The following is a 23630-nucleotide window of genomic DNA, read 5'->3' on the forward strand; positions in this document are numbered from 1 at the left end:
ACACGCGGGATTAGCCTTTATTTCACGCGACAAGCACGGCTCCCGTGCAGCGCGGACATTCAGAGGCCCCGTGGAGGCAGCCGGCGTGACGGTGGACGACTTACGTGTGTGCGGGTTCCAGAGCGATGAAATCGCGTACTACCAGGTCAAGGACGCTACCGGCCGGGTGATCGTTCACTTCGCCAATGCCGGCCATCTGTTCTGGGCCATTCCCGCAGGCGCGGTTTCTGCGCGCACGTCGCTGCCGTCATGGCGGCTGAAGACGTCACCAGAAGCTGTGCCGATCGTCATCTATCGCAACCCACGCTTTTCGCTGGTGCTGTACGACGACGGCAAGGTACCCGTCTGGTCAGTCGAACTGCCGGAGCAGTTGTAGAGCCACGCCATGCGTGGCTGCGAGTCGCCCGGTGCTACGTCCCGGGACGGGCATGGCCCGTCCCTACGCGTCATCCAGAATGCCAGTCTGCGTGACACATTAGGTGAGGCTTCGTGAGAAATGTGAAAGCCTCCGCAGATTCAGAATTTGCCCCTAAAGTCCCCCGCTGGCTGGCCGCTACCAAACCTGAACCACCCGGAATCGAGCGAACCAAACATGCCGGCACTGTTGCAGGGCGCTTTTGACAGCAGCCCCGGTGATGCACTTCCCCAGCGCATTCTGCTGGTGGAAAACTCGCGCACGTTCACCACCATGTTGAAGGAAGCCATCGAGCAGCGACTGGAGCTGCCCGTGTCGGTGGCCACCAGCCTGGCCGAAGCCGGACGCCTGCTGGATGACGAGAGCGGCTGGTTCCTGGTTCTCACCGGCCTGGTGCTGGCCGACGGTGACCGCGACCAGGTAGTGGACTACTTCCTGTCGCGCGGGCTGCGCACCGTGGTGGTCAGCGGCGTGTACGACGAAGACCTGCGCAAGCGCGTGCTGCAGCAGCAGATCATCGACTACGTGCTGAAGAACACCCCCGGCAGCGTGGACTACCTGGTGTGGCTGGTGCAGCGCCTGGAACGCAACCGCCGCATCGCCGCGCTGGTGGTGGACGACTCGATGTCCGCCCGCATGTACGCGGCCTCGTTGCTGCGCATGTATGGTCACGACGTCTACGAAGCGGCCGACGGAGCCGAAGGCCTGAAGGCCATCGAGGCGCATCCGGCCATTCGTCTGGCCGTGGTGGACCAGGAAATGCCGGGCATGGAGGGTGTGGAATTCACCCGCCGCCTGCGCACCCTGCGCTCGCGCGACAAGGTGGCGGTGATCGGCATTTCCGGCAACACCGACCAGACCCTGATTCCTCGCTTCCTGAAGAACGGCGCGAATGACTTCCTGCGCAAGCCGTTCTCGCGCGAGGAGTTCTTCTGCCGTGTCTCGCAGAACGTCGATCAGCTGGAACTGATCGGCACCCTGCAGGACCTGGCCACGCGCGACTTCCTGACCGGCCTGCCGAACCGCCGCTCCTTCCTGGAGCAGAGCCAGCGCCAGTTGCCGGCGCTGCAGCACAGCGGCGACAAGGTAGCCGTGGCGATGATCGACATCGACCACTTCAAGCACATCAACGACACCTACGGCCATGAAGCAGGCGACGACGCGCTGCGCGCGGTCGCCGCTACCGTGGCCGACCATGCGCGCGACCAGGACCTGACCGCCCGCTTTGGTGGCGAGGAATTCTGCCTGCTGGTGCCGGGGCTGGAAGAAGACGAAGCGCTGGGTTACTTCGAACTCCTGCGCCAGCGCATCGCCTCGCTGCAGGTGCATCTGGGCCCGACCATCCTGCGCATGACGGTCAGCATCGGCGTGTGCTGCCTGACGCCGCAGCGCGATTCGCTGCACCTGCTGATCTCCGAAGCCGACCGCCAGCTCTATCTGGCCAAGGCCGGCGGCCGCAACCGGGTCAGCAGCAGCAACAGCGCCACTCCGGCCCGGGTTGCCGAAGCGCTGCCTTGATCCAGATCAACGCGGGGGCACCGGCCCCTGCCTAGAGTGGCTCCCAAAGGCAATCGCACAGGGAGCGCGACATGGCAGTTCTGGTCTGGCAGGACGATCTCAACACCGGGATCGACGTCATCGATCACCAGCATATGCGGATCGTGGAGATGCTCAACCATCTGCACGCGGCGCAGACCAGCATGCATCGACTGGCGGTGGCGGAAGTAATCGATGAACTGATCGACTACACCATGTCGCACTTCGCGTTCGAGGAAGAGCTGATGGAGGAAGCCGGCTATCCGTTCTGCGCGGCGCACAAGCGCGTGCACGAGATTTTCGGCAAGCGCGTACTCGAGTACCGCATGCGCTTCCAGGCCGGCGAAGATGTCACCGATGAACTGCGCAACATGCTGTCACGCTGGCTGTTCAACCACATCCGCGGCGACGACCAGGCCTATGCGCCAGCGGTGAAGGCCCATCTGAACAAGTTCGCCCGCGAACACGAACAGGGCGGCTGGCTCAGCCGTACGGTCAAGCGGTTGTTTGGCTGAGCGCAGCGCGTCGGCTCATGGCCAGCAGCGCCAGCAAGGTGACCAGCGCGGTCAGGCACAGGTAATAGCCTACCGCCAGCAGGCCGAAGCGTTCGGCCAGCCAGGTGGCCACATACGGGGCCGGTGCGGCACCCAGAATGCCGGCGATGTTGAACGACAGCGAGGCCCCGGTGTAGCGCACCTGCACCGGGTATATCTCGGCCAGGAACGTGCCGCAGGGGCCGTAGGTGAGCCCCATCAGGAACAGGCCCAGCGACAGGAAGCCGATCACCATCCACGGGCTGCCGGCCTGGAACAGCGGTGCGAACACCACACCGAACCCCAAAATCAGGCCACTCGCCACGATCATGGTGCGGCGTGTGCCCCAGCGGTCACCGTACATCGCCGACAGCGGAATGCCGGCGGCGAAGAACAGGATGCCGACCATCTGCATCAGCAGGAACTGCTCACGACTGTAATGCAGCACCGTGGTGCCGTAGCCCAGGGTGAACACGGTCATCAGGTAGAACAGCACAAACGTCGCAAACGCGCCCAGCGTGCCCAGCAGCAGGGTCAGCGGATGATGGCGCAGCACCGTCCACATCGGCAGGCGCACGCGCTCGTTGCGGTCCAGCGCGGCCTGGAACTGCGGCGTCTCGTGAATGTTCAGGCGTACCCACAGCCCCACCGCGACCAGCAGCGAACTGGCCAGGAACGGCACACGCCAGCCCCACTGCAGGAAATCGGCATCGCTCATCAAGCGCCCCAGCAGCAGGAAGATGCCGGCCGAGAGCAGGAAGCCCAGCGGCGCGCCCAGCTGCGGGAACATGCCATACCAGGCGCGCTTGCCCGGCGGTGCGTTCTCGGTGGCCAGCAGCACCGCACCGCCCCACTCCCCGCCCAGCCCCAGGCCCTGGCCGAACCGGCACAGCGCCAGCAGCGCGGGGGCGGCAAGCCCGATGCTGGCGTGGGTGGGCAGCAGGCCGATCGCCACGGTGGACACTCCCATGGTCAGCAGCGCGGCCACCAGCGTGGCCTTGCGACCAATGCGGTCGCCGTAATGACCGAACACCGCCGAGCCGACCGGGCGCGCGATGAAAGCCACCGCGAACGTCGCCAGCGACTGCAGCAGGGCGGCCCCTTCACTGCTCTGCGGGAAGAACAGGTGCGGGAACACCAGCACCGCCGCGGTGGCGTAGATGTAGAAGTCGAAGAACTCGATGGTGGTGCCGATCAGGCTGGCAGCCAGCACACGGCGGGGCGAATTGACGGGCGTTGCGGCGGCGGTGGTCGACATCGGGCACACGAAGAAAGGCAGCTGCCGGATTCTGCCACGCAGGTTGCTGAACGCGGAGGGATGGTTGCACGCGCAACCGTAGCGCCGGGCTTGCCCGGCTTGGCAGATCGTGCAACGTCGTAGCGCCGGGCTTGCCCGGCTGCCGTTGATGGCGCGAAGTGCAGCCGGGCAAGCCCGGCTCTACGCACGGTGTATCGAGTGACGCGAAGTGCAACCGGGCATCGATGTTCAGGTCCCCAGATGAATCCAGGTCGCCTTCAACTCGGTGTACTTGTCGAACGCATGCAGCGACTTGTCGCGGCCGATCCCGGACTGCTTGTACCCCCCAAACGGCGCAGTCATGTCGCCACCGTCCCACTGGTTGACCCACACGCTGCCGGCACGCAACTGCCGCGCCACCCGGTGCGCGCGACCGAGGTCGCGTGTCCACACCCCGGCGGCCAGCCCGTACACCGAATCATTGGCCAGCCGAAGCGCCTCTTCCTCGCGGTCGAAACCCTGCACCGCCAGCACCGGCCCGAACACCTCCTCGCGCGCCAGCGTATGGCGGGCATCCACTTCATCGAACACGGTCGGCTGCACATAGCTGCCGCCGGCCACCACCTCGACACGCTTGCCACCCAGCAGCAGTCGCCCGCCCTCGGCCTGGCCGCGGGCGATGTAGTCCAGCACGCGTCCCGCATGCGCGGCGTCCACAAGCGCACCCATCGACGCCTGCGGGTCCAGCGGATGCCCCGGCTGCATGTGCTCGGCATGGGCCAGCACGCGGTGCACGAACTCGGCCTGCACCGAGCGCTGCACCAGCAGTCGGGACGCGGCCGTGCAGACTTCGCCCTGGTTGTAGAAGATGCCGGTTGCGGTCGCCTTGGCCGCCGCATCCAGATCGGGCGCGTCGGCGAAAACAAGATTCGGGCTTTTCCCGCCGCACTCCAGCCAGACCCGTTTGAGGTTGGAACGCCCCGCGCATTGCAGCAGGGTGCGACCGACCGCCGTGGAGCCGGTGAACGCCAGCGCGTCCACATCCATGTGCAGGGCCAGCGGCTCGCCGGTGCGCTGCCCGTGCCCCGGCAGCACATTGAACACCCCATCCGGAATGCCCGCTTCGGCCGCCAACGCGGCCAGCCGCACCGCGCTTAACGGCGAGCGCTCCGACGGCTTCAGAATGACCGAGTTGCCTGCGGCCAGCGCGGGGGCAATTTTCCAGGCCGCCATCAGCAGCGGAAAATTCCACGGCACGATCGCCGCCACCACGCCGACCGGCTCGCGGCTGATCAGGCCCAGCGTGTCCACGCCGGTCGGGGCGATCTCGCCATACACCTTGTCGACCGCTTCGGCGGTCCAGCGCAGGCAGCGCACGGCCCCGGGCAGATCATCATTGCGGGCGTCACGCACCGGCTTGCCCATGTCCAGGGTCTCCAGCAGCGCCAGTTCGTCCGTATGCTGCTCGACCAGGTCGGCCAGCCGCAGCAGTACCCGCTTGCGCTGTACGGGCGATGTCCGCGACCAGTGCCCGGCTTCAAAACTGCGGCGCGCCGCGACCACGGCACGATCCACATCCGCTGCACCACAGTCGGTGACCTGGGCCAGCACACGTCCATCAACCGGGCTGATGCAGTCGAAACGCGCGCCGTCGGCGGCATCCACGTAGCGCCCGTCGATAAACGCCTGGCCCTGCGGGCGCAGCGCGTCGGCGTGCTGCTGCCATTCGGCGCGGCTGCGCGCAGCCCGTTCATGCAGAATGCTCATCTGCCCTCCACGTGGACAATCTGGCCCCGTTATACCGGTTCCGTCACGGTACGCCGTGATGCAGCTGCGATAGAGTCGTGAGCACCCGTTCAAGTCCGGAGTGACCGATGGCGTCCGCGCAGACCCCGCTGTCCACGTTGTCCCGGCAGCGCCCCGATTCACTGGAGGCGTTCTGGATGCCGTTCACCGCCAACCGCCAGTTCAAGGCTGCACCGCGCCTGCTGGTCCGTGCCGAAGGGATGTACTACCACGACGTCGACGACCGCCCGATTCTGGATGGCGCGGCCGGGCTGTGGTGCTGCAATGCCGGCCACGCCCGCCCGCGCATCGTGCAGGCGATCCAGGAGCAGGCCGCCCAGCTGGACTTCGCCCCGCCGTTCCAGATGGGCACGCCGCTACCGTTCGTGCTGGCGCAGCGGCTGGCGGCACTGGCCCCGGCCTCGTTGAACCATGTGTTCTTCACCAATTCCGGCTCCGAAGCGGTGGATACCGCGATGAAGATCGCGCTGGGCTACCACCGCCTGCGTGGCGAGGGCCAGCGCACCCGTTTCATCGGCCGTGAGAAGGCGTATCACGGGGTCGGTTTCGGCGGCCTGTCGATCGGCGGCCTGCCCAACAACCGCAAGGCGTTTGGTCCCCTGCTGGCAAGCACTGACTTCCTGCGCCACACCCTCGACCTGTCGCGCAACGCGTTCAGCCCCGGCCTGCCCCGCCACGGTGCCGAGCTGGCCGAGGACCTGGAGCGGCTGATCGCGCTGCATGACGCCTCGACCATCGCTGCGGTGTTCGTCGAACCCATCGCCGGCTCGGCCGGCGTGATCCTGCCGGCCCCGGGCTACCTGCAGCGGCTGCGTGAGATCTGCGACCAGCACGGCATTCTGCTGGTGTTCGACGAGGTGATCACCGGCTTCGGCCGGGTCGGCAACGTCTTCGCGGCGCAGCGCTTCGGGGTCACCCCGGACCTGCTGACCATGGCCAAGGGGCTGACCAACGGCGCGGTGCCGATGGGCGCGGTACTGGTCTCCGACGCCATCCACAGCGCCCACATGCAGGGACCACCTGGAGCCATCGAACTGTTCCATGGCTATACCTATTCGGCCCATCCACTGGCCTGTGCGGCAGCGCTGGCGGCGCTGGACACCTACGCCGCCGAGGGCCTGTTCGATCGTGCCATCGAGCTGGGCGAGTACTGGCAGACCCGGCTGCACAGCCTGCGCGGGCTGCCCAACGTGATCGACATCCGTAACTTCGGGCTGATCGGCGCGGTCGAGCTGGCCGCGCGCAAGGACGCCCCCGGCAGCCGCGGCTATGAGGTGTTCGAGCGCTGCTTCCGCGACGGCCAGCTGCTGGTGCGCTGCACCGGCGATGTGATCGCGCTGTCGCCGCCGCTGATCATCGATACCGACCAGATCGACCGGATCGTGGACGTGCTGGGCGAGATGATCCGGGCCACCGGGTGACCGGTACAATGGTGGGTCACGTCCCGCCCGCGTACCGGATTGCATGGAAATCGTCGTCAAAGAAGAACTCAAGGCCTACATCGACCCGCTGACCGCGGACGAGCACGAGGCGCTCGAACGCAGCATCCTGGCCGAGGGCTGCCGCGATGCGCTGGTGCTGTGGAACGACGTGCTGGTGGACGGTCACAATCGCTACGGCATCTGCCAGAAGCACGGCCTGCCGTTCCAGACCGTGCAGAACACCCGTTTCCAGTCGATGGACGACGTGCATCTGTGGATGATCGAGCAGCACCTGGGCCGGCGCAGCGTGTCCGACTTCCAGCGCGGCGTGCTGGCGCTGCGCAAGCGCGACATCCTGGCCGAGCGCCATCGCGCCGAACAGGCGCTGCTGCAGCAGGAAAGCGACGGTGAGATCGCCGAAGCGCCGGGCACGGGCGACGAAGACAGCCCGCCCTGGGCACCCGCGCCCAAGGTCAGCCGCGCCGACATGGCCCGCGAGGCCCGCCTGAGCAGCAGCCAGGTCGGCATGATCGAGCGCATCCACAAGCAGGCCGCGCCGGAGCTGGTGGAAGCGGTGAAGACCGGCGTGATCTCGATCAGCGCTGCCGCCGCGGTGGCCGACCTGCCCGAGGAGGAACAGCGCGCGGCTGCACAGGCCGGCAAGGATGAGCTCAAGCAGGCGGCCAAGCGCGTGCGCGAGGCCAAGCGCAAGCCGCGCAAGCCGGTGCAGGAAGTGCTGGCCACGGCCGAGGCCGATTTCGAAGCCGACCCCAGCCGTGAGGCGGAGATTGCCGAGGCGCTGGAGGCACTGGGCGAAGGTCCGGCCGAGCTGCGCCAGCGGGTGATTGCGTTGACGCTGGAGAACGATGCGCTGCGCAGACAGCTGGCGGAACTGCGCGCCGCCAACGGCTGACGGCGGAAAATAACACGTAGAGCCGGGCTTGCCCGGCTGCGCGTCATCGCGCGCGGTGACAGCAGCCGGGCAAGCCCGGCTCTACGAAAAGCCGCATCGCCCTGCCCGTAGCCGCATCCCCCAGCCCCGTGCAGGGCGCGATCATCCGGGGGCCGATAGACTGGCCGCATGAATTCCCTTTCCCAACCCGACCCGCGCCGCGCCCAGCTGCGCCGCCTCAAAGCCATCGCGCTGTTGATGCTGCTGGCGATGCTGGCCGGCTTCATCATCAGCCATCTCAACGGCGAGCGCGGCATCTGGGCGTGGGTCTCGGCCTTCTGCGAAGCCGCCGCGGTCGGCGCGCTGGCCGACTGGTTCGCGGTGGTGGCGCTGTTCCGCCGGCCGCTGGGCCTGCCGATTCCGCATACCGCGATCATCCCGCGCAGCAAGGACCGCATTGCCGACAGCCTGGCGGTGTTCGTGCGCGACCAGTTCCTGGAACCGCAGGCATTGCTGGCCCGGCTGCAGGTGTTCGACCCGGCCAGCCGGCTGGGCAGCTGGCTGGCCGATCCGGTGCGTGCGCGGATGTTGGCCGACATGGCACGCGGCTGGGCACTGCAGGCGCTGGATTTCCTGGATGAAACCGCGGTCCGCCGCAGCATCCAGAGCTTCGCGATCCAGCAGTTGCGGCACTGGAATGCGGCCGCCACCGCCGGTGAACTGCTGGGCCTGCTTACGGCTGACAACCGCCACCAGCGGGTGCTTGATGAAGGGCTGACCCGGGTCAGCGAATGGCTCGACAGGCCGGCGGTGAAAGAACGCGCGTCCGAGTTGATCGTGCGCTACATCCAGCGCGAATGGCCGAAGCTGGCCAGTACGGTGAACTGGGTGAAACCGATCGACGAGATCGGCGACAGCCTCGCCGAGCGCCTGGCCCACGCGATTCTCGGTGAGCTGCAGCAGATTCTGGCCGAGCCCGAGCATCCGCTGCGGCGCGATTACGAAACCTGGCTGGCCGACTACATCCGCCGTCTGCGCGAGGATCCTGCACTGGCCGCGCAGATCGATCAGATCAAGCAGCGCGTGATCGACCACCCGGCCGTGCAGGACTACGTGCAGGGCTTGTGGGCGCGCATCCACGCTGCGCTCCGGGCAGACCTGTCCAGCGAGGATTCCGCGCTGGCTGGCCATCTGCGGCGCAGCCTGAGTGGCGTGGGCGAAGCGCTGCAGAATGACCCGGCACTGCGGGAAGCGCTGAACCAGCATCTGATGGACGGGGCCGAGCGCCTGACCAGCCGGCTGCGCGAGGGGGTCACCACCCACATCGCGCAGACCGTGAAGGGCTGGGATGAGCGACATCTGGTGGAGCAGCTGGAGCTCAGTGTGGGCCGCGACCTGCAGTTCATCCGCTTCAACGGCACCCTGGTGGGTGGTCTGATCGGGCTGGCGCTGCATGCGCTGACCGTTTGGCTGCACTGGTGACCGTCGGTTGACACTTTGACCGGGTGTTTTTGTGATGGGGTTCGCGTATTCTGCCGCCCATTCAGGAACACACAGGCTCACAGGGGGCCGCCATGAAACGGACCATCATGATGCTGGCGCTGTGCGCGCTGGCGGGCAGCGCCCACGCCCAGCGCGTGTACAAATGCGCCAACAAGGGCCAGACCATCTACCAGACCGTGCCCTGCCCGCCCGAGCAGGACACCGGCGTCACCCGGCCGATCACCCGCGATCCGAATCTGACCTGGGAAGACCGCACCCGCGCCGAACGCAATCTGTACGACGCACGCCGTCAGCAGCAGGTCGCCGCCGGCCGTTACCAGGAACCGGTGCGCGGTACCGTCATTGACGGTTCGATGGATCCGGAGAAGTGCGAAGACCTCAAGACCCGCTCCGAGATCGCCGAGATCTTCGGCCGCAAAACCCCGGACAGCGTCCAGGCCGACATGAGCAAGGCCTGCGCGAAGCGCTGACGCTTTCGCCAATCGACAATTGATCATCACTTGCGCATTGTATCCATATGGATACAATGCACTCCAAGTCATCGATACAGGCGACTGATACGTTTGATCGTTGGATGCGTCGGCTACGGGATACCCGAGCGCGAGCACTCATCGCCGAGCGCATACAACGGTTGGTCAATGGCGGGCCTACCGACGTCAAATCAGTGGGCTGCAGCGTCAGCGAACTGAGAGTTCACGTCGGACCGGGCTATCGCGTCTACTTCACCCGTCGAGGCCAGCAGTTGATCATCCTGTTGTGCGCCGGTGACAAGGACAGTCAGGCGTCGGACATCCAGAAGGCCCAGCGGATGGCAGCCGAACTGTCATGTGCGCCGCGATAGCGTTCCATTGCCATAGAGGTTCTTTCTCATGACCAAGCACACCCTACGTCCCTTCGACCCCGCGGATTACCTTACCGACGATGACAGCATCGCCGTGTATCTGACCGAAGCCCTTGCTTCGCAGAATGCCACGCACTTCCAGGACGCGCTGCAAGTGGTTGCCCGTGCGCGCGGCATGACCCAGATCGCCGAAAGCAGCGGCTTGGGCCGCGAGAGTTTGTACAAGGCGCTCAAGCCGGGCGCGCATCCGCGCTTCGATACGGTACAGCGCGTCCTCACCGCACTGGGCGTGCGGCTGACCGTCGAACCACTCAGTCAGCCGCACACCGCGTAACACCTACCCCGCTACCGCGCGGATCGCGGCCACCAGCGCGTCCATCTGCGCGGGCGTGCTGAAAATGCCCGGCGTCGCGCGCAGGCAGGCACCGGAGGCCAGGCCATCGCGGGGGACGACGAACACGCCGGACTGCTTGACCATGCGCTCGGCTGTGGCGGCATTCGCGGCCATGCCGGTCTGGCCGCGCAGGCGGAAGCCGGCAATGGCACTGGCCAGGCGCTCGTCCGGCGAGGCCAGCAGCTGGACCCGTTCGTCGCCACGCAGTGCATCCAGCCAGCGGCTGCGCAGGTGCAACAGGCGCGCCCGCTTGTTGGCCACGCCAATGCGCTGGTGCAGGTCCAACGCCGCCGGCAACGCCATCACCGCAGCAAAATTGACCGTGCCGGTATGCACGCGGGTGCGCAGGTCGTCGCCGTCCGCTTCGCCCATGTAGGGATCAAGATCGCGCACCCTGCCCCGCTTTACGTACACAGCGCCCAATCCCACGGGCGCACCGATCCACTTGTGCAGGTTGATACCGACAAAATCCGCGCCGAGCTCGCGCAGCGGGGTGTCGACCTGGCCGATGCCGTGCGCGGCATCCAGCACCACGTCCACGCCGGCGGCGCGGGCCATCGCACTGATCTGCGCCACCGGTAGCAACATGCCATTGCGGTGGTTGACCTGGGTGAGCAGCAGCAGGCGCGTACGCGGATGCTGCGCCAGCGCCTGCCGGTAGGTTTCCACGATGCCATCGTGATCGAACGGCTCGGGCAAGGCGATGCGCACTGGAACCACGCCACGACGCACCTGCAGCCATTGCATGGCGTCGATCATGCTGTCGTAGTCGGTATCGGCGTACAGCACCGTGTCGCCGGGTTGCAGCCGACGGTAGCCGCCGATCAACACCTGCATGGCTTCGGTGGCACCGCGGGTCAGCACCAGTTCGTCCGCATCCACCGCCAGCACCTCGGCCAACCGCAGGCGCGCCTGCTCGAACAGCGGCGGGAACGCCCGCCGTCCGAACCAGGCATTGCCGGCATTCACCGTGGCGGTGGCGTGCTGGTAGGCCTGCAACACGGGGCGCGCCATCGCGCCCCAGTAGCCGTTGTCGAGCATGACGACCTCGTCGGTGAGGTCGTACAGCGCGCGCACCTGGCCCCACCAGCCCTCGTCTCCGGCCAACTGCGCCGGGGTGCGTCCGTTCACTGCGGGCAGCACCGCCGGCTCAGTCGACATGGCGTTGCCCGCCAGGCCGGCCGCCAGCGGCAGGGCCAGCGCCCCGCGCAGCAGGTGACGTCGTTGCCGGTCCATCAGTAACGGATCCGGTATTCGGCGTAGACGTTGCGGCCATCGGTGTCATACGGCGCGTTCCGCGAGTAGATCAGGCCGCGGCTGGCCTGGAACGTGGCTTCGTCGGGATAGCGGTCGAACAGGTTGTCCGCGCCGATGCGCAGGGTCTGCTGATCGGTGACCTTGTAGCTGAGCGCCAGGTCGAAGAAGCTCATCGCACCAAAGCGCTGGAAGATGTCGCCGGTGGCATTGCCGGAAGAGTCGGTCCATGCCCCGTAGTATCGCAGCTTGCCGAGCACACTCCAGCGCCCGATCTCATACTGGCTGCTCAGCGTGGCCTTGTGCTCGGGCAGGCGCTCTTCAAAGATGCGGCGCTGGCTGTCATTGGTCGCCACGCCGGTGCGGCCGCTGTCGACGGTGGTCTGGTTGTAGTTGTAGCCCAGCGTGGTGTTCAAGCGCCCTGCGCCGAGACCGGTGACGTAGCTGCCGACCACGTCCACACCGCGTGTGGTGGTGTCGAAATCGTTGGTATAGAAACTCACCGAAGTGAAGCGCAGCGGGTTCGGCGTGCCGGCCGGCACGGCGTACGCGGCGGACTGGCTGAAGCGATCGGTGACCTTGATGTCATACACGTCCACCGAGCCGGAGAAACCGGCGTCGGTCTTCCAGGTCAGGCCGAGCGACGCGGTACGCGATTGTTCGGGCTTGAGGGGTTGTGCGCCCAGCTGCACGGCGAGCGGATCGCTGGGCGACAGGCGGCCGGTGGTGAACACCTGCAGGGTCACCGTATCCAGGCCCTGCTGGGTGCTCTGGGTGTATAGCTGGCCCGGGGTCGGTGCGCGGAAGCCGGTCGACACCGAACCGCGGATCGCGACATCCGGGGTGAAGGCAAAGCGGGTGGACAGCTTGCCGTCGATGCTCTCGCCAAAGGCTGAGAAGTGCTCGTAGCGGGTTGCTGCACCCACCGTCCAGCGCGCGGTGATCGGTGCTTCCACGTCGATGTAGGCGGCGCGGCTGCGCTGGCTCCAGCTGCCGGCATTGGTGTCGCTGAAGCCGGGCGCGCCGTTGGCACCGCCGGCCAGACCCGTCGCTGCACCGGGGCCGATCGCATACGAGGCCGGATCACCGGCCTTCACCGCATAGGTCTCTTCACGCGCCTCGGCACCGAAGGCGATGTTGATCGGACCTTCCAGCGCGGACACGGGCAGCGAATAGACCACGTCGGCGTTGACGTTCTTTTCGGTCTGCGACAGCCGCCCCAGATAGAACGAGGTCGGGCTGTCGGGCCCCAGCGACGCATTGATCGCATTGTCCAGGGTGTAATCAATCTCGTTGCGACCGTATGAAGCGCTCACGTCCCAGCGCCAACGCTCGCCGATGTACCCGCGCAGGCCAAGCACGGCCTGCAAGTCGTCCTGCTCGTTGCCGTACTGCGGGCTGAAGCCGGTGGGATACAGCGAACGTGCGTCCCAGCCCGGGAACACGCTGCTGGGGTTGTAGACCGAGGCGGTGCCGTCCGGATTGCGCCAGTTGAAGTCGCTCATGCCTTCGCTGTGCCCGAACAGGCCGAACCCGTACAGGTCGAGGCTGTCGTTGAGCGCCAGGTTGAGATTGAAACCCGCATGCCGGTTTTCCAGGTCCGGCTGGCCCCAGCGCTGCACGGGATCGGGCACATCCAGTTCCGGATGCGCGTTCTGGAAGGCGATCGCATCGGCGCGCTGACGGCTGCGCGAGGTGGCGTCGGACTTGTCCCAGTCGGCGAACAGCGACAGGCTGCCGTCGTCGCCCAGCGCGAAACCGTGGCGGGCACCGACCTTGCGGCCGCGACCGTCGCCTTCGCTGTACTCCGACAGCCCCAGGGAGACCTCACCGCCAACACGATCATCGAGGATGATGTTGATCACGCCGGCAATGGCGTCCGAGCCGTACTGCGCCGAGGCACCGTCGCGGAGCACCTCGATACGCTGGATGGCGTGGACCGGAATCTGTGCCAGGTCCGGGCCCTGCGCGCCGCGCGCGCCGAGCAACGCCTAGCGATGGAAGCGCCGACCGTTGACCAGCACCAGGGTCTGGTCGGGCGACAGCCCGCGCAAGGTGGCCGGACGCACGAACACCAGGCCGTCGTTCATCGGCATGCGCTGCACCACGAACGACGGAACCAGCTGCGCCAGCACGTCATTGAGGTCGCTCGACTCGATCGCCTGGATCTCTTCCTGCGAGAACACGTCCACCGGAGCCAAGGTGTCGAACTGGGTGCGGTTGCTGCCGCGCGTGCCGGTGACGACCATCGTGTCCAGGTTGGTGGGAGCCGCGGCAGTCCCAGCCGGGGCGGTCTGGGCATGCCCTTCGGCAGCCATGACGAGAGAAACAACGGACACAACGGCAACTGCCAACGCACAACGCTTCACCAGCAACTCCAGATCAACACGAAAGGGATGCGTCCGGACCTCCCGCTCCGTCGCGGGGCGCAGTCTGTTCAGGTGGCGTGTCGTGAAGATGACGCTGCGCCGCACTTCCGATGACAACGCGGTGCGGCGACTTGAAGTACGAAATGATAATGACTATCATTCGCCGCGATCCGACGTGTCGAATACGACATAACGGGACAAGCTCCAGGGATACCGCTGCGCCAAACAGTGGCTGGGCCAAGGATGGCCTCTCTTGCTGCCTGCTGCGCCCCGCAGTGGGCAATTGCCGTTGGAACTTCGACTTTGCAGGACCTTGTGGACAGCACGCCTGACGCACATTGGCTCGCCCCTGTGGGCCGTTTCTTCGCCCGCCCCTGGCTGGGCGTGCTCTCACGCAGTCTGGCGGCGATCTTCGGCGGTTACGCGCTGGCCGCCACCTGTTCGATGTTCTTCGCCGTGGCCCAGCCCGGCGCGCGCTCGCAGGCGGTGCTGACCGGCATGCTGGTCGGTATCGTGTTGTGCGCCTGTGCGGCGCTGTGGGCGTTTGCCACCCGCACCGCGCTGCGCGCCTGGATCGGCATCGCCCTGCCCACCGCCCTGTTCTGGCTGTGCACGCTGCTGCTGGAGGGGCGCGCATGAAGAACGGCTTCCGCCAGTCGATGGCCTGGCTGCACACCTGGACCGGCCTGCTGGTTGGCTGGTTGCTGCTGCTGATCTTCATGGCCGGCACCGCCAGCTACTACCGCGACGAAATCAGCCGCTGGATGCGCCCGGAGCTGCCGCGCAGCACGGTCAGCAGCGACGTGGCCGCGCAGCGCGCGCTCACCTTCCTGCAGCACAAGGCTCCGCAGGCTGAAAGCTGGAACGTCACCCTGCCCAGCCCGCGCAATCCGGCCATGCGCATGTTCTGGCGCAACCCCGAGTCGATGGTGAAACCGCCGGCCGAGGGCGAAAAGCGCCGACGCGGCGGCGGTCGCTTCGGCGACGCCACCGTGGATCCGAACACCGGCAACGAAGTGAGCGCACGCGAGACCCGTGGCGGCGATTTCTTCTACCGCCTGCATTTCGACCTGCACTACATTCCGGTGCTGTGGGCGCGCTACCTGGTCGGCTTCTGCGCGATGTTCATGCTGGTGGCGATCATCACCGGGGTGATCACCCACAAGAAGATCTTCAAGGACTTCTTCACCTTCCGCCCGGACAAGGGTCTGCGTTCGTGGCTGGACTTCCACAACGTCAGCGCGGTGATGGCCCTGCCCTACCACGCCATGATCACCTACACCGGCATCGTCACCCTGATGTTCATGTACCTGCCGTGGGGCATGAACAAGGCCTACCCGAACGATGAAGCGGCGTTCTACAGCGAAGCCTTTGCACGCATGGCCGACGTGGAAGGGCCTGGCGAAGGCAGCGCCACGCCGGTGCCGATCCAGCAGCTGCTCGACACCGCGCGGCGCGAATGGAAGGGCGCGGATGTCGGCAGCTTCGTGGTGTCGCGCCCCGGTGCGGCCAATGCGGTGGTCGACGTGTACCAGCGTGATGGCCGTCGCCTGTCCAGCGATGCGCCTTCGTTGCGCTTCAATGCGGTCAGCGGCGAGCTGCTGCAGGCCAGCCCGGTCCCGGGCGGTGCCACCCAGACCCGTGGCGTGATGTACGGCCTGCACCTGGCCCACTTTGCCGACTGGGGTCTGCGTGCGCTGTTCTTCCTGTCCGGCCTGGTCGGCTGCCTGATGGTGGCCAGCGGCGTGGTGCTGTGGGCGGTGAAGGAGCGGCCCAAGCATGCCAAGTCAGGCCGCATCGGCTTCGGTCTGCGCCTGGTCGACGCGCTCAACATCGGCGCGGTAGCCGGCCTGCCGATCGCGTTTGCCGCCTACTTCTGGGGCAACCGCTTGCTGCCGCTCGAGCTGGCGGAGCGCCCGGCCGCTGAAGCCAATGTGTTCTTCTATGCCTGGGGCGCGGCCCTGCTGGCGGCCTTCCTGTGGCCGAAGCGGCTGATGTGGGCAGCGCAGCTGTACGTGGGCGCTGCACTGTTCGCGCTGATTCCGGTGGTGAATGCACTGACCACGCACGCGCATCTTGGCGTGACCTTGCTGGCCGGCGACTGGGTACTGGCTGGGTTCGACCTGATGATGATGGCGTTCGGCGCGATGCTGGCCTACTGCGGCCTGCGCATGCAGCGCTGGCAGCCGGCACTGAGCGCGGCAGAGAAGAAGAAGCGTCAGGCGGCTGCAGCCGCGACGAAACCGCAGTTACCGGCGGAGGCCAGCGCATGATGCTGCTTGCCGTGACCTTGAGTTTCGCCGCGTTTACCGCACTGTCGCTGGCGATGGAGAAGCATCAGCTGGACCTGCACGGGAAGGCGGCGGCAACGGCCACCGTGCGTACGCGCTGGCGCGTGCTGGGGTGGGCGCTGTTGTGTGTATCGTTCGCGCTGAGCGTGGCGGACCATGGCTGGGCTGCGGGCCCGGTGCTGTGGCTGGGCACGTTGACGATTGCCGGGCTGCCGATTGCGTTCGGGCTGTATCCGTGGCGGCAGCGGTGGTTGAAGCCGCTGGCATGTGGGTTGCCGGTGCTGGGGTTGGTGGCCGCGGTGCTGTAACCGGCGGCACGACCAACATCACGCGCCGTAACGGCGCAACTCCCACGCGCGGTGGATGCGCGGATTACGCTGGAAATCCTCGTCGATGGTATCGGCGGTGATCTCCTTGCACTGCGCGAACTCCTTCACCGCCTCTTCGTCCAGCTTGAAACGACGGAAGTTGTTCGAGAAGTACAGCACGCCCTCCGGGGTCAGACGGTTGACCGCCGCACGCAGCAGGCGCACATGTTCGCGCTGCACGTCGAAGTCGTCGGCACGGGCCGAGTTCGAGAACGTCGGCGGGTCGCAGAAAATCACATCGAAACGATGACGCTCGGCTTCCAGCCAGGCCAACGCATCGGCCTGCACCAGGGTGTGCTGGCTGCCACCCTTGCCATTCAACGCCAGGTTGTCGGCACACCACTGCAGGTAGGTGCCCGACAGATCCACGCTGGTGGTAGACGCGGCACCGGCCACGGCGGCCTGCACAGTGGCCACGCCGGTGTAGCAGAACAGGTTGAGGAAGCGCTGGCCCTCGGCCACCTGGCCCATGTGCCAACGCAGCGGGCGGTGGTCAAGGAAGAGGCCGGTGTCGAGGTAGTCAAACAGGTTCACGCGCAGCAGCGCGTCGTTCTCGCGCACCATGATGAACTCGCCACGCTGCTCGAAGCGGCCGTACTTGCTGCCGCCCTTGCCGCGCTCACGCGACTTCAATGCGACCTGCTCAGCCGGCACCTGGAACACCTCGCGCGCCGCCGACAGCAGCTCGTTGCGGCGACGGCGCACGTCTACGTCGGGAATGGTGGCCGGCGCGGCGTATTCCTGCACATGCAGGAAGGTGCGACCGGCACCGCCGTCTTCCTGGTAGACGTCGATGGCGGCGGCGTACTCGGGCAGATCCGCGTCGTAGACGCGGTAGCAGGTGACCTGGGCCTTGCTGCGCCAGGTCTTGTACTTGCGGATGTTCTTGCGCAGGCGGTTGGCCACCATCTGCGCACCTTCGCTGAGCTCGCGCGGCGCGCCGCTGTTCTCGCGCTGCGGAACCGCGATCGGGTCGCAGACGATCAGCGCACATTCGATGGCACCGTTGAACAGCTGGTACTTCTTGCTGGCGCGCAGGCCGGTGGCGAAGGCCAGGTCGGCACTGCCGCACAGCAGGCTGGCGCGCCACTGTGGCACCGCGCGCTTGAGCGCATCGCCAATGCGACGGTACAGCACTGCGTCAGCGGCCAAGCGCTCGTCGTAAGGCGGATTGCAGACCACGCAGCCGGTTTCCTGCGGCGGCACCTGCACATCGGCCACATCACGCACGCCGAACCAGATCGCCTCGGAAACACCGGCGACTTCGGCATTTTCCTTGGCTGCACGGATCGCCAGTGGATCGATGTCGCTGCCGTGGATCACCTGCTTGAGTGCGGCGCGCCCGACCTGCTCGCGTTCGCGGGCTTCGGTCAGCAGCGCCTTCCAGCTGTCACGGTCGAAGCCGAGCCAGCGGCTGGGCGGAATGCTGCCGTGGCGCTGCAGGCCTGGGGCCACGTCGGCCGCCATCAGCGCGCCTTCGATCAGCAGCGTGCCGCTGCCGCACATCGGGTCGAGCAGGCCGCCGCCTTCGGCGTGGATCTTCGGCCAGTTGGCGCGCAGCAGTACCGCAGCGGCCAGGTTTTCCTTCAACGGCGCGTCGTTCTGCGCCATGCGCCAGCCGCGGCGGTGCATGGGGCCGCCGCCGAGGTCGATGGAGATCGTGGCGCGGCCCTTGCGCAGCGACAGGTTCAGGCGCACGTCCGGGAACTCCACGTTCACCGACGGCCGCTCCAGCCCCTGCGCACGCAGGCTGTCGACGACGCCGTCCTTGACCCGCTGGGCGGCGAAGCGCGCGTGGGTGATCTCGGTGCCGGAGACGTGGGCGTCCACGGCCAGGGTCAGTTCCGGGGCGATGTGCTGCTCCCAGGGCATGGCACTGACGCCCTGGTACAGGGAGGCTTCGTCGGGGCAGTCGAACTCGGCGATGGGCCACAGCACGCGGCTGGCCAGCCGCGACCACAGCACCACCCGCTGCGCCTGCGCCAGCTCGCCCTCGGCGTTCACGCCGGAAATGGTGGCGGTGGCCTTGGGCAGGCCGAGCGCCAGCAGTTCGTCGGCGAGCAGATACTCCAGGCCTTTGGCGCAGGAAACAAAGAATTTCACGGGGGCGGGTACACAGGTCAGCGGACCGCGCATTGTACGTGACCGGGCGGCAAGCGCCCGGCAACGCGCGGGGTTGGACCGCTGAAGCCTTACCGGCGGCCCATCCCCGTAGAGCGGGGCTTGCCCCGCTGAAGCCTTACCGGTACGTCCCAGCCGGGCAAGCCCGGCTCTACGTTGGCGTTACAGTCCCGTCAGCAGCTCTTCGAAGGCGCGGGCGGACGCCTCCACGTGGCGCTCCAGGCGGTGCCCGTCCTGCACCAGCAGCAGCCGCGCCGAGCGCGCCTGGGCCCAGGCGATCACATCCGCCGCGGGAATCAGCTCGTCCTGCCAGGCATGCACCACGCTGGTCGGCACCGGGGCCGCGTCCAGCGCCGGCATCGGCCCCATGCGGGTCGGCGGCACCATCAGGAACAGGGCCTGGGTCGGCACCTGCAGCGAGGCAATGCCTGAAATGTAGGCTCCCAGGCTGGAGCCGGCCAGCACCACCGGTCCACGGGCGGCCGCGGCGGCGGCCAGGCCGACCAGCCGCTGCAGGCGGGCCGGCACGTCGCCGACGTTGCTCACCTCGCGGCGGGCATCCAGGTCGGTGTAATCCGGTCGCTCATGGGTGAAGCCCAGGCGGTCGGCGACCTCGGCCAGCGCGGTGACCTTGGTGGCATCGGGGCCGCTTTCAAAGCCGTGCGACAGAATGCAGTGACCGCGGCTCATGCCGGAACCACGCGGGAAAAAACGGGGGCAGTGTTGGTTGCGCTCATGGCCTGAATGCTAGCATCGCCGCATGCCCCACCGTGCCCTGCCCGCCATCGAACTTCAGCCGCTGCCCTACGTGGCCAAGCTGGCCGAACGGCCGCGCGAGGACGTCGACCTGGTGGTGATCCACTGCACCGAGCTGCCGGATCTGGCGATGGCCCGCGAGTACGGTGAGCGCGTGCTGTATGACAGCGGCAGCGGCAACAGCGGGCACTATTACATCGACCGCGATGGCTGCATCGTGGAGTACGTTCCGGTGGAGCGGATGGCCCACCACGTGAGCGGTTTCAATCCGCGCTCGATCGGCATCGAGCTGGTCAACACCGGGCGTTACCCGCACTGGCTGGACTCGCGCCACCAGGCGATGGAAGAGCCTTACCCCGATGCGCAGATCGCGGCGTTGATCGACCTGCTGCAGCACCTGTGCGACACCCTGCCCGGGCTGCAGTTCATTGCCGGCCATGAAGCACTGGACACACGGCAGGTTGAAGCCAGCGACGATGCCGAGCGCCAGGTGCCGCGCAAGCGCGACCCCGGTCCGCTGTTCCCGTGGCCGCGGGTGATGGCGGCGGTGCGGTTGCAGACGCTGGTGGTTTGACCCGGCACTACGCTTTGCCGGGCAAGCCCGGCACTACGGGCCGGTGGCGACCGGGCGGCTGGAATCGCTGACCCAGCCGCTCCACGAGCCAGGGTAGACGCGCGCGCCGGTGAGCCCGGCCACTTCCATCGCCAGCAGCAGATGGCACGCGGTAACACCGGAGCCGCACATCAGCACGACCTGTTGTGGATCGTGCGTGCCGATCAGCGGTTGCAGCGCGGCGCGCAGGTCGGCGGCCGGACGCAGGCGTCCCTCGTGGACGTTCAGGGCGAACGGGCGGTTGACCGCACCGGGCACGTGCCCGGCCACCGGATCCAGCGGCTCCACTTCGCCACGGAAACGCTCGCCGGCGCGCGCGTCCAGCAGCCAACCCGGGGCATGCTTGAGGCGGGCGGAAATTTCGTCCACCGAGGCGATCTGGTCGCGGTCGAAGCGGCCGGGATAGGGTTGCCCTTCGGGTAACGCGGGCACTTCCGTGGTCAGCGGGTAGCCGGCGGCCTGCCAGGCCGCCAGACCGCCATCCAGCACGGCAGCACGGGTATGGCCGATCAGGCGCAGCATCCACCACGCGCGCGCCGCGGCCATGCTGCCGTCGCCGGCGTCATAGACCACCACCGGGGTGTCCGGGCCGATGCCCCAACGGCCGAGCTGGGCGGCAAACGCCTCACTGTCGGGCAACGGGTGACGTCCCTCGCCGACCTTATCGAGGTCGGCCAGATCACGATTGAGGTCGGCGTGGACCGCACCTGCGATATGCCCTTGGGCGTACGCGGCGGCCCCGGACTGCGGATCGGCGAGCGAGAAGCGGGCATCCAGCACGCGCGGCGCACTGGCGGTGGCGCGCGCATCGAGCAGGCGCGGCGTGTCCTGGCCGAGCATCGCCGCCAGCGTCGCAGCATCGATCAACGGGGTGAAGTTGGCAGAGAGGGTCATGCAAGCTGCTCCAGTCGGCGACGCAGGTTGTACAGCATGGCGGCGGTGGCTCCCCAGATGCGCTGGCCGGGCCAGCCGTACTCCAGCACGTGGCGGATGCGTCCGCGGTGTTCGATTTCCACCTGATGCAGATTGGCGGGGTCGAGCAGATAATCCAGCGGTACTTCGAAGACCTCGGCCACTTCGGCCGGCTGCGGCACGGCGACGAAGTCCGGGTCGATCACGGCCACCACCGGCATCACGCGATACCCGGTGATGGTGACGAACGGGTCGAGATAGCCCAGCGGCTGCACGCGATCGAACGGCAACGCGATTTCCTCGTTGCTTTCGCGCAGGGCGGCGGCCACCGCATCTCGGTCATCGGGTTCGGTGCGCCCGCCGGGAAAGCCAACCTGGCCGCCGTGCTGGCGCAGGGTTTCGGTGCGCCGGGTCAGAATGACCTGGGCACCGCTGGCGCGCGGCACGATGCCGGCCAGCACCGCCGCTTCCACCGGTGGCCCGGGCGGCAGCAGGTCGATCAGCTCACTGCGGTTCCAGCCATCACCAGACGGCGGCGCATCCAGCGGATGCAGCGCGCGCAGCAGACGTTCGTGGTCGGCCAGCGAACCGTGCAAGGACTGCCGCAGCTGCTCGCGCAGCCGCAGCGTGTGCTGCATGGCGTGATGCTGTTGTTCGCGACTCATGTCACGCCACCCTGCAATCTCGTCCATCGTGCGCAGGCAGCCCGTACACAGCCCGGCGCGATCCAGCGCGCAGATGCCGATGCAGGGAGTGGGTATGGCATGAGCGAGGTCTTCCATGGTCGTGCAGTCTGTAACAGTAGCGCATTGGGGTTCCGCGAACAGCGGCGTTTCAGTTGTTCCGTGCTGGGAGGGGGCCGGACGCCCTCGCTCCGGGACACGCCGCAAGTACGTCCATGTAGGCTACTCCACGGCATCCATGCCGTGGAGTGTCCCTCCGGAGGACATCCGGCCCCCTCCCTCGATGGATCGCGTGATGCGGATCGGAGAGCAACAGCCGCGTGCGTTGTTGATTTCCTGTGGCCACCGACCTTCTGTCGGGGGCCGGTCGGGGTGGGTTTGCGGGACCGTAGAAAACATGGATGTTTTCTACGAGCCCCCATGGATGGGTTCACGGCGTGTCCCGCAAACCTACCCCGACCGGCCCAAACACGGGAACCGACGACTGCGGGCTGTTCGCACGAATCCAACAGCAGCCGGGCAAGCCCGGCTCTACGCAAAGCAAACAAAAACGCGCCGATGTTTCCATCGGCGCGTTGGGTGTTTCCGTAGCTGATTACTTGACGCTGACCAGCTTGATTTCGAACTGGACGGCGACGTTCGGCGGGAACGGGGTGCGCGGGTCGGCACCGTAGGCCTGTTCCGGCGGCAGGGTGACTTCCCACTTCGAGCCGGCCGGCATCTGCAGCAGGGTCTCGCGCATGGCCTTCATTTCGACTTCGCTGACCTTGATCGACGGAATCTGCTGGGCCGGGCGGGCTTCCTGCGGACGGTTGCCGTACGGGAACGGACCGGCCACTTCCAGCTGCACGGTGCTGGCCTGGGTCGGCTTGGCACCCTTGCCGGCTTCGATCACGCGGTACTGCACGCCGCTCGGCAGCGCCTGCACGCCGGCCTTGGCCTTGTTCGCGGTCAGGAACTGGGTGCTCTTGGTCTTGTTCTCAGCAGCGGCCTTGTCGTACTCGGCCTTGGCGGCCTGCGCACGACCCTGCTCGCGCTTCTGGAAGGCTTCAACCGCCGGCTTCAGCTGCTCGGCGGTGATCGCCGGCTGCTTCTTGGCGTAGGCGTCCTGCAGACCCTTCACCACCGAGTTGATATCCAACTGTTCACCACGCGCGGTCAGCTCGGCCAGGTTGTTGCCGTAGTCGTAACCGAAGTAATAGCTCAGCTTGCCCTTTTCGGACGAGGTGTCCTGGGCGAAGGCATTGCCCGTCAGGGCCAGGGCCGCGACGGCGACCGCGATAGCACGCAACTTCATCAAACATTTCTCCAGGGGTGGTAACTCAGGACGAATTTGGTCGCCCTGAGGCGACGGGTTAGGATAGCCGCCGCAACGTTGAATCGCCACTAACGACGCAGGCTCTGACCCGTCTGGGTTTCAAGAGTTCAATATCACTTTTTTTTAACGTTTTCCGGGTGGTTTTCGTGGTTCACCTTCCCCTGCCCGTTCAGCTGCTGCAGCAGGTGTTGGCCGATAACCTCGACGCCGCGCTGGAGGCCGGGCTGATGGATTATGTGCCCGCTCCCGGCGATGAGCGCCTGCTGCCGGACCACCCCGACCTGCCCGCCCGGCTGTTGGCAGCGCAGCAGCAGCTGCGCCGTGCCTGGGACGCCCGCGACCGCTACCGCCAGCGTGCGGTGCGGCT

The 23630-nt window shown here is 66.9% G+C and carries 21 protein-coding genes and 2 pseudogenes; 14 read left to right on the forward strand and 9 right to left on the reverse strand.

Annotated elements, in window-relative coordinates; genetic code table 11:
- Nucleotides 1-85: 85 nt before the first annotated feature.
- From RT551_RS12460 to RT551_RS12470, 3 genes are all read left to right on the forward strand, one after another.
- Nucleotides 86-376, forward strand: coding sequence for a hypothetical protein (locus RT551_RS12460; RefSeq protein WP_313459116.1), 291 nt, complete (start codon nucleotides 86-88; stop codon nucleotides 374-376).
- A gap of 216 nt (nucleotides 377-592) precedes the next feature.
- On the forward strand, nucleotides 593-1933 hold the full coding sequence (locus tag RT551_RS12465) for a diguanylate cyclase (protein WP_313459118.1): 1341 nt from the start codon (nucleotides 593-595) through the stop codon (nucleotides 1931-1933).
- Nucleotides 1934-2004: 71 nt separating this feature from the next.
- Nucleotides 2005-2466: a bacteriohemerythrin gene (locus tag RT551_RS12470; protein WP_125359441.1), complete on the forward strand. Its 462-nt coding sequence runs from the start codon at nucleotides 2005-2007 to the stop codon at nucleotides 2464-2466.
- On the opposite strand, the gene RT551_RS12475 is transcribed toward RT551_RS12470, so the two are convergent.
- Both RT551_RS12475 and RT551_RS12480 read right to left on the reverse strand, forming a co-directional pair.
- Nucleotides 2447-3742, reverse strand: a complete 1296-nt coding sequence (locus RT551_RS12475; protein WP_313459121.1) for an MFS transporter — start codon at nucleotides 3740-3742, stop codon at nucleotides 2447-2449. The two genes, RT551_RS12470 and RT551_RS12475, sit on opposite strands and share 20 nt — an antisense overlap.
- Before the next feature lie 228 nt (nucleotides 3743-3970).
- Nucleotides 3971-5488, reverse strand: coding sequence for an aldehyde dehydrogenase (locus RT551_RS12480; RefSeq protein ID WP_313459124.1), 1518 nt, complete (start codon nucleotides 5486-5488; stop codon nucleotides 3971-3973).
- Between the two features lie 107 nt (nucleotides 5489-5595).
- Here RT551_RS12480 and RT551_RS12485 point away from each other — a divergent pair, with 107 nt between their 5' ends.
- The 6 genes from RT551_RS12485 to RT551_RS12510 all read left to right on the forward strand — a co-directional run bounded on the left by RT551_RS12485 (nucleotide 5596) and on the right by RT551_RS12510 (nucleotide 10518).
- On the forward strand, nucleotides 5596-6948 hold the full coding sequence (locus RT551_RS12485; RefSeq protein ID WP_313459127.1) for an aspartate aminotransferase family protein: 1353 nt from the start codon (nucleotides 5596-5598) through the stop codon (nucleotides 6946-6948).
- A 43-nt stretch (nucleotides 6949-6991) separates the two neighbouring features.
- A complete protein-coding gene (locus tag RT551_RS12490) occupies nucleotides 6992-7861 on the forward strand; it encodes a plasmid replication/partition related protein (RefSeq protein WP_313459129.1) in 870 nt (289 codons plus the stop codon).
- Nucleotides 7862-8029: 168 nt separating this feature from the next.
- On the forward strand, nucleotides 8030-9322 hold the full coding sequence (locus RT551_RS12495) for a DUF445 family protein (protein WP_313459131.1): 1293 nt from the start codon (nucleotides 8030-8032) through the stop codon (nucleotides 9320-9322).
- A 92-nt stretch (nucleotides 9323-9414) separates the two neighbouring features.
- The gene (locus RT551_RS12500) at nucleotides 9415-9813 is read left to right on the forward strand and encodes a DUF4124 domain-containing protein (RefSeq protein ID WP_313459133.1); all 399 of its coding nucleotides are present in this window, start codon (nucleotides 9415-9417) and stop codon (nucleotides 9811-9813) included.
- 56 nt (nucleotides 9814-9869) lie between these two features.
- The gene (locus RT551_RS12505; protein WP_313459136.1) at nucleotides 9870-10184 is read left to right on the forward strand and encodes a type II toxin-antitoxin system RelE/ParE family toxin; all 315 of its coding nucleotides are present in this window, start codon (nucleotides 9870-9872) and stop codon (nucleotides 10182-10184) included.
- A 28-nt stretch (nucleotides 10185-10212) separates the two neighbouring features.
- Nucleotides 10213-10518 (forward strand): addiction module antidote protein, encoded by a 306-nt coding sequence (locus RT551_RS12510; protein WP_125359434.1) that lies wholly within the window; start codon nucleotides 10213-10215, stop codon nucleotides 10516-10518.
- A 3-nt stretch (nucleotides 10519-10521) separates the two neighbouring features.
- On the opposite strand, the gene RT551_RS12515 is transcribed toward RT551_RS12510, so the two are convergent.
- Nucleotides 10522-11814: an aminotransferase class V-fold PLP-dependent enzyme gene (locus tag RT551_RS12515; RefSeq protein ID WP_313459140.1), complete on the reverse strand. Its 1293-nt coding sequence runs from the start codon at nucleotides 11812-11814 to the stop codon at nucleotides 10522-10524.
- Nucleotides 11814-14150 (reverse strand): annotated as a pseudogene (locus tag RT551_RS12520) (TonB-dependent receptor). The gene RT551_RS12515 and the pseudogene RT551_RS12520 overlap by 1 nt, the downstream one beginning before the upstream one ends.
- Nucleotides 14151-14504: 354 nt before the next feature.
- On the opposite strand from RT551_RS12520, the gene RT551_RS12525 reads away from it, so the two are divergent.
- Genes RT551_RS12525 through RT551_RS12535 form a run of 3 tightly spaced genes read left to right on the forward strand, consistent with a single transcriptional unit; the run spans nucleotide 14505 to nucleotide 16800 of the window.
- Nucleotides 14505-14840, forward strand: a complete 336-nt coding sequence (locus RT551_RS12525; protein ID WP_313459142.1) for a DUF3649 domain-containing protein — start codon at nucleotides 14505-14507, stop codon at nucleotides 14838-14840.
- Nucleotides 14837-16474, forward strand: a complete 1638-nt coding sequence (locus RT551_RS12530; RefSeq protein WP_313459145.1) for a PepSY-associated TM helix domain-containing protein — start codon at nucleotides 14837-14839, stop codon at nucleotides 16472-16474. The genes RT551_RS12525 and RT551_RS12530 overlap by 4 nt, the downstream gene beginning before the upstream one ends.
- A complete protein-coding gene (locus tag RT551_RS12535) occupies nucleotides 16471-16800 on the forward strand; it encodes a DUF3325 domain-containing protein (RefSeq protein ID WP_313459148.1) in 330 nt (109 codons plus the stop codon). The genes RT551_RS12530 and RT551_RS12535 overlap by 4 nt, the downstream gene beginning before the upstream one ends.
- Before the next feature lie 18 nt (nucleotides 16801-16818).
- Here the strand turns inward: RT551_RS12535 and rlmKL are convergent, their stop codons facing one another.
- Together rlmKL and RT551_RS12545 are read right to left on the reverse strand one after the other, a co-directional pair.
- Entirely contained in the window at nucleotides 16819-18963 is a 2145-nt protein-coding gene (gene rlmKL, locus RT551_RS12540) for a bifunctional 23S rRNA (guanine(2069)-N(7))-methyltransferase RlmK/23S rRNA (guanine(2445)-N(2))-methyltransferase RlmL (protein ID WP_313459151.1), read from the reverse strand.
- 180 nt (nucleotides 18964-19143) lie between these two features.
- Entirely contained in the window at nucleotides 19144-19671 is a 528-nt protein-coding gene (locus RT551_RS12545; RefSeq protein WP_313459154.1) for a hypothetical protein, read from the reverse strand.
- A 70-nt stretch (nucleotides 19672-19741) separates the two neighbouring features.
- On the opposite strand from RT551_RS12545, the gene RT551_RS12550 reads away from it, so the two are divergent.
- The gene (locus RT551_RS12550) at nucleotides 19742-20311 is read left to right on the forward strand and encodes an N-acetylmuramoyl-L-alanine amidase (protein ID WP_313459157.1); all 570 of its coding nucleotides are present in this window, start codon (nucleotides 19742-19744) and stop codon (nucleotides 20309-20311) included.
- A 33-nt stretch (nucleotides 20312-20344) separates the two neighbouring features.
- On the opposite strand, the gene RT551_RS12555 is transcribed toward RT551_RS12550, so the two are convergent.
- The 3 genes from RT551_RS12555 to RT551_RS12565 form a co-directional block, all read right to left on the reverse strand.
- Complete coding sequence (locus RT551_RS12555) at nucleotides 20345-21244, reverse strand: sulfurtransferase (RefSeq protein WP_313459159.1); 900 nt, start codon at nucleotides 21242-21244, stop codon at nucleotides 20345-20347.
- Nucleotides 21241-22044 (reverse strand): CoA pyrophosphatase, encoded by an 804-nt coding sequence (locus tag RT551_RS12560; protein ID WP_313459162.1) that lies wholly within the window; start codon nucleotides 22042-22044, stop codon nucleotides 21241-21243. Before RT551_RS12560 ends, RT551_RS12555 begins: the two co-directional genes overlap by 4 nt.
- A gap of 496 nt (nucleotides 22045-22540) precedes the next feature.
- Nucleotides 22541-23242 (reverse strand): FKBP-type peptidyl-prolyl cis-trans isomerase, encoded by a 702-nt coding sequence (locus RT551_RS12565; protein ID WP_125362399.1) that lies wholly within the window; start codon nucleotides 23240-23242, stop codon nucleotides 22541-22543.
- Between the two features lie 167 nt (nucleotides 23243-23409).
- Between RT551_RS12565 and RT551_RS12570 the strand changes: the two are divergent.
- Nucleotides 23410-23630 (forward strand): annotated as a pseudogene (locus RT551_RS12570) (hypothetical protein); the annotation flags it as partial.

The sequence above is a fragment of the Stenotrophomonas sp. genome (assembly GCF_032103445.1).
Classification (GTDB): domain Bacteria; phylum Pseudomonadota; class Gammaproteobacteria; order Xanthomonadales; family Xanthomonadaceae; genus Stenotrophomonas.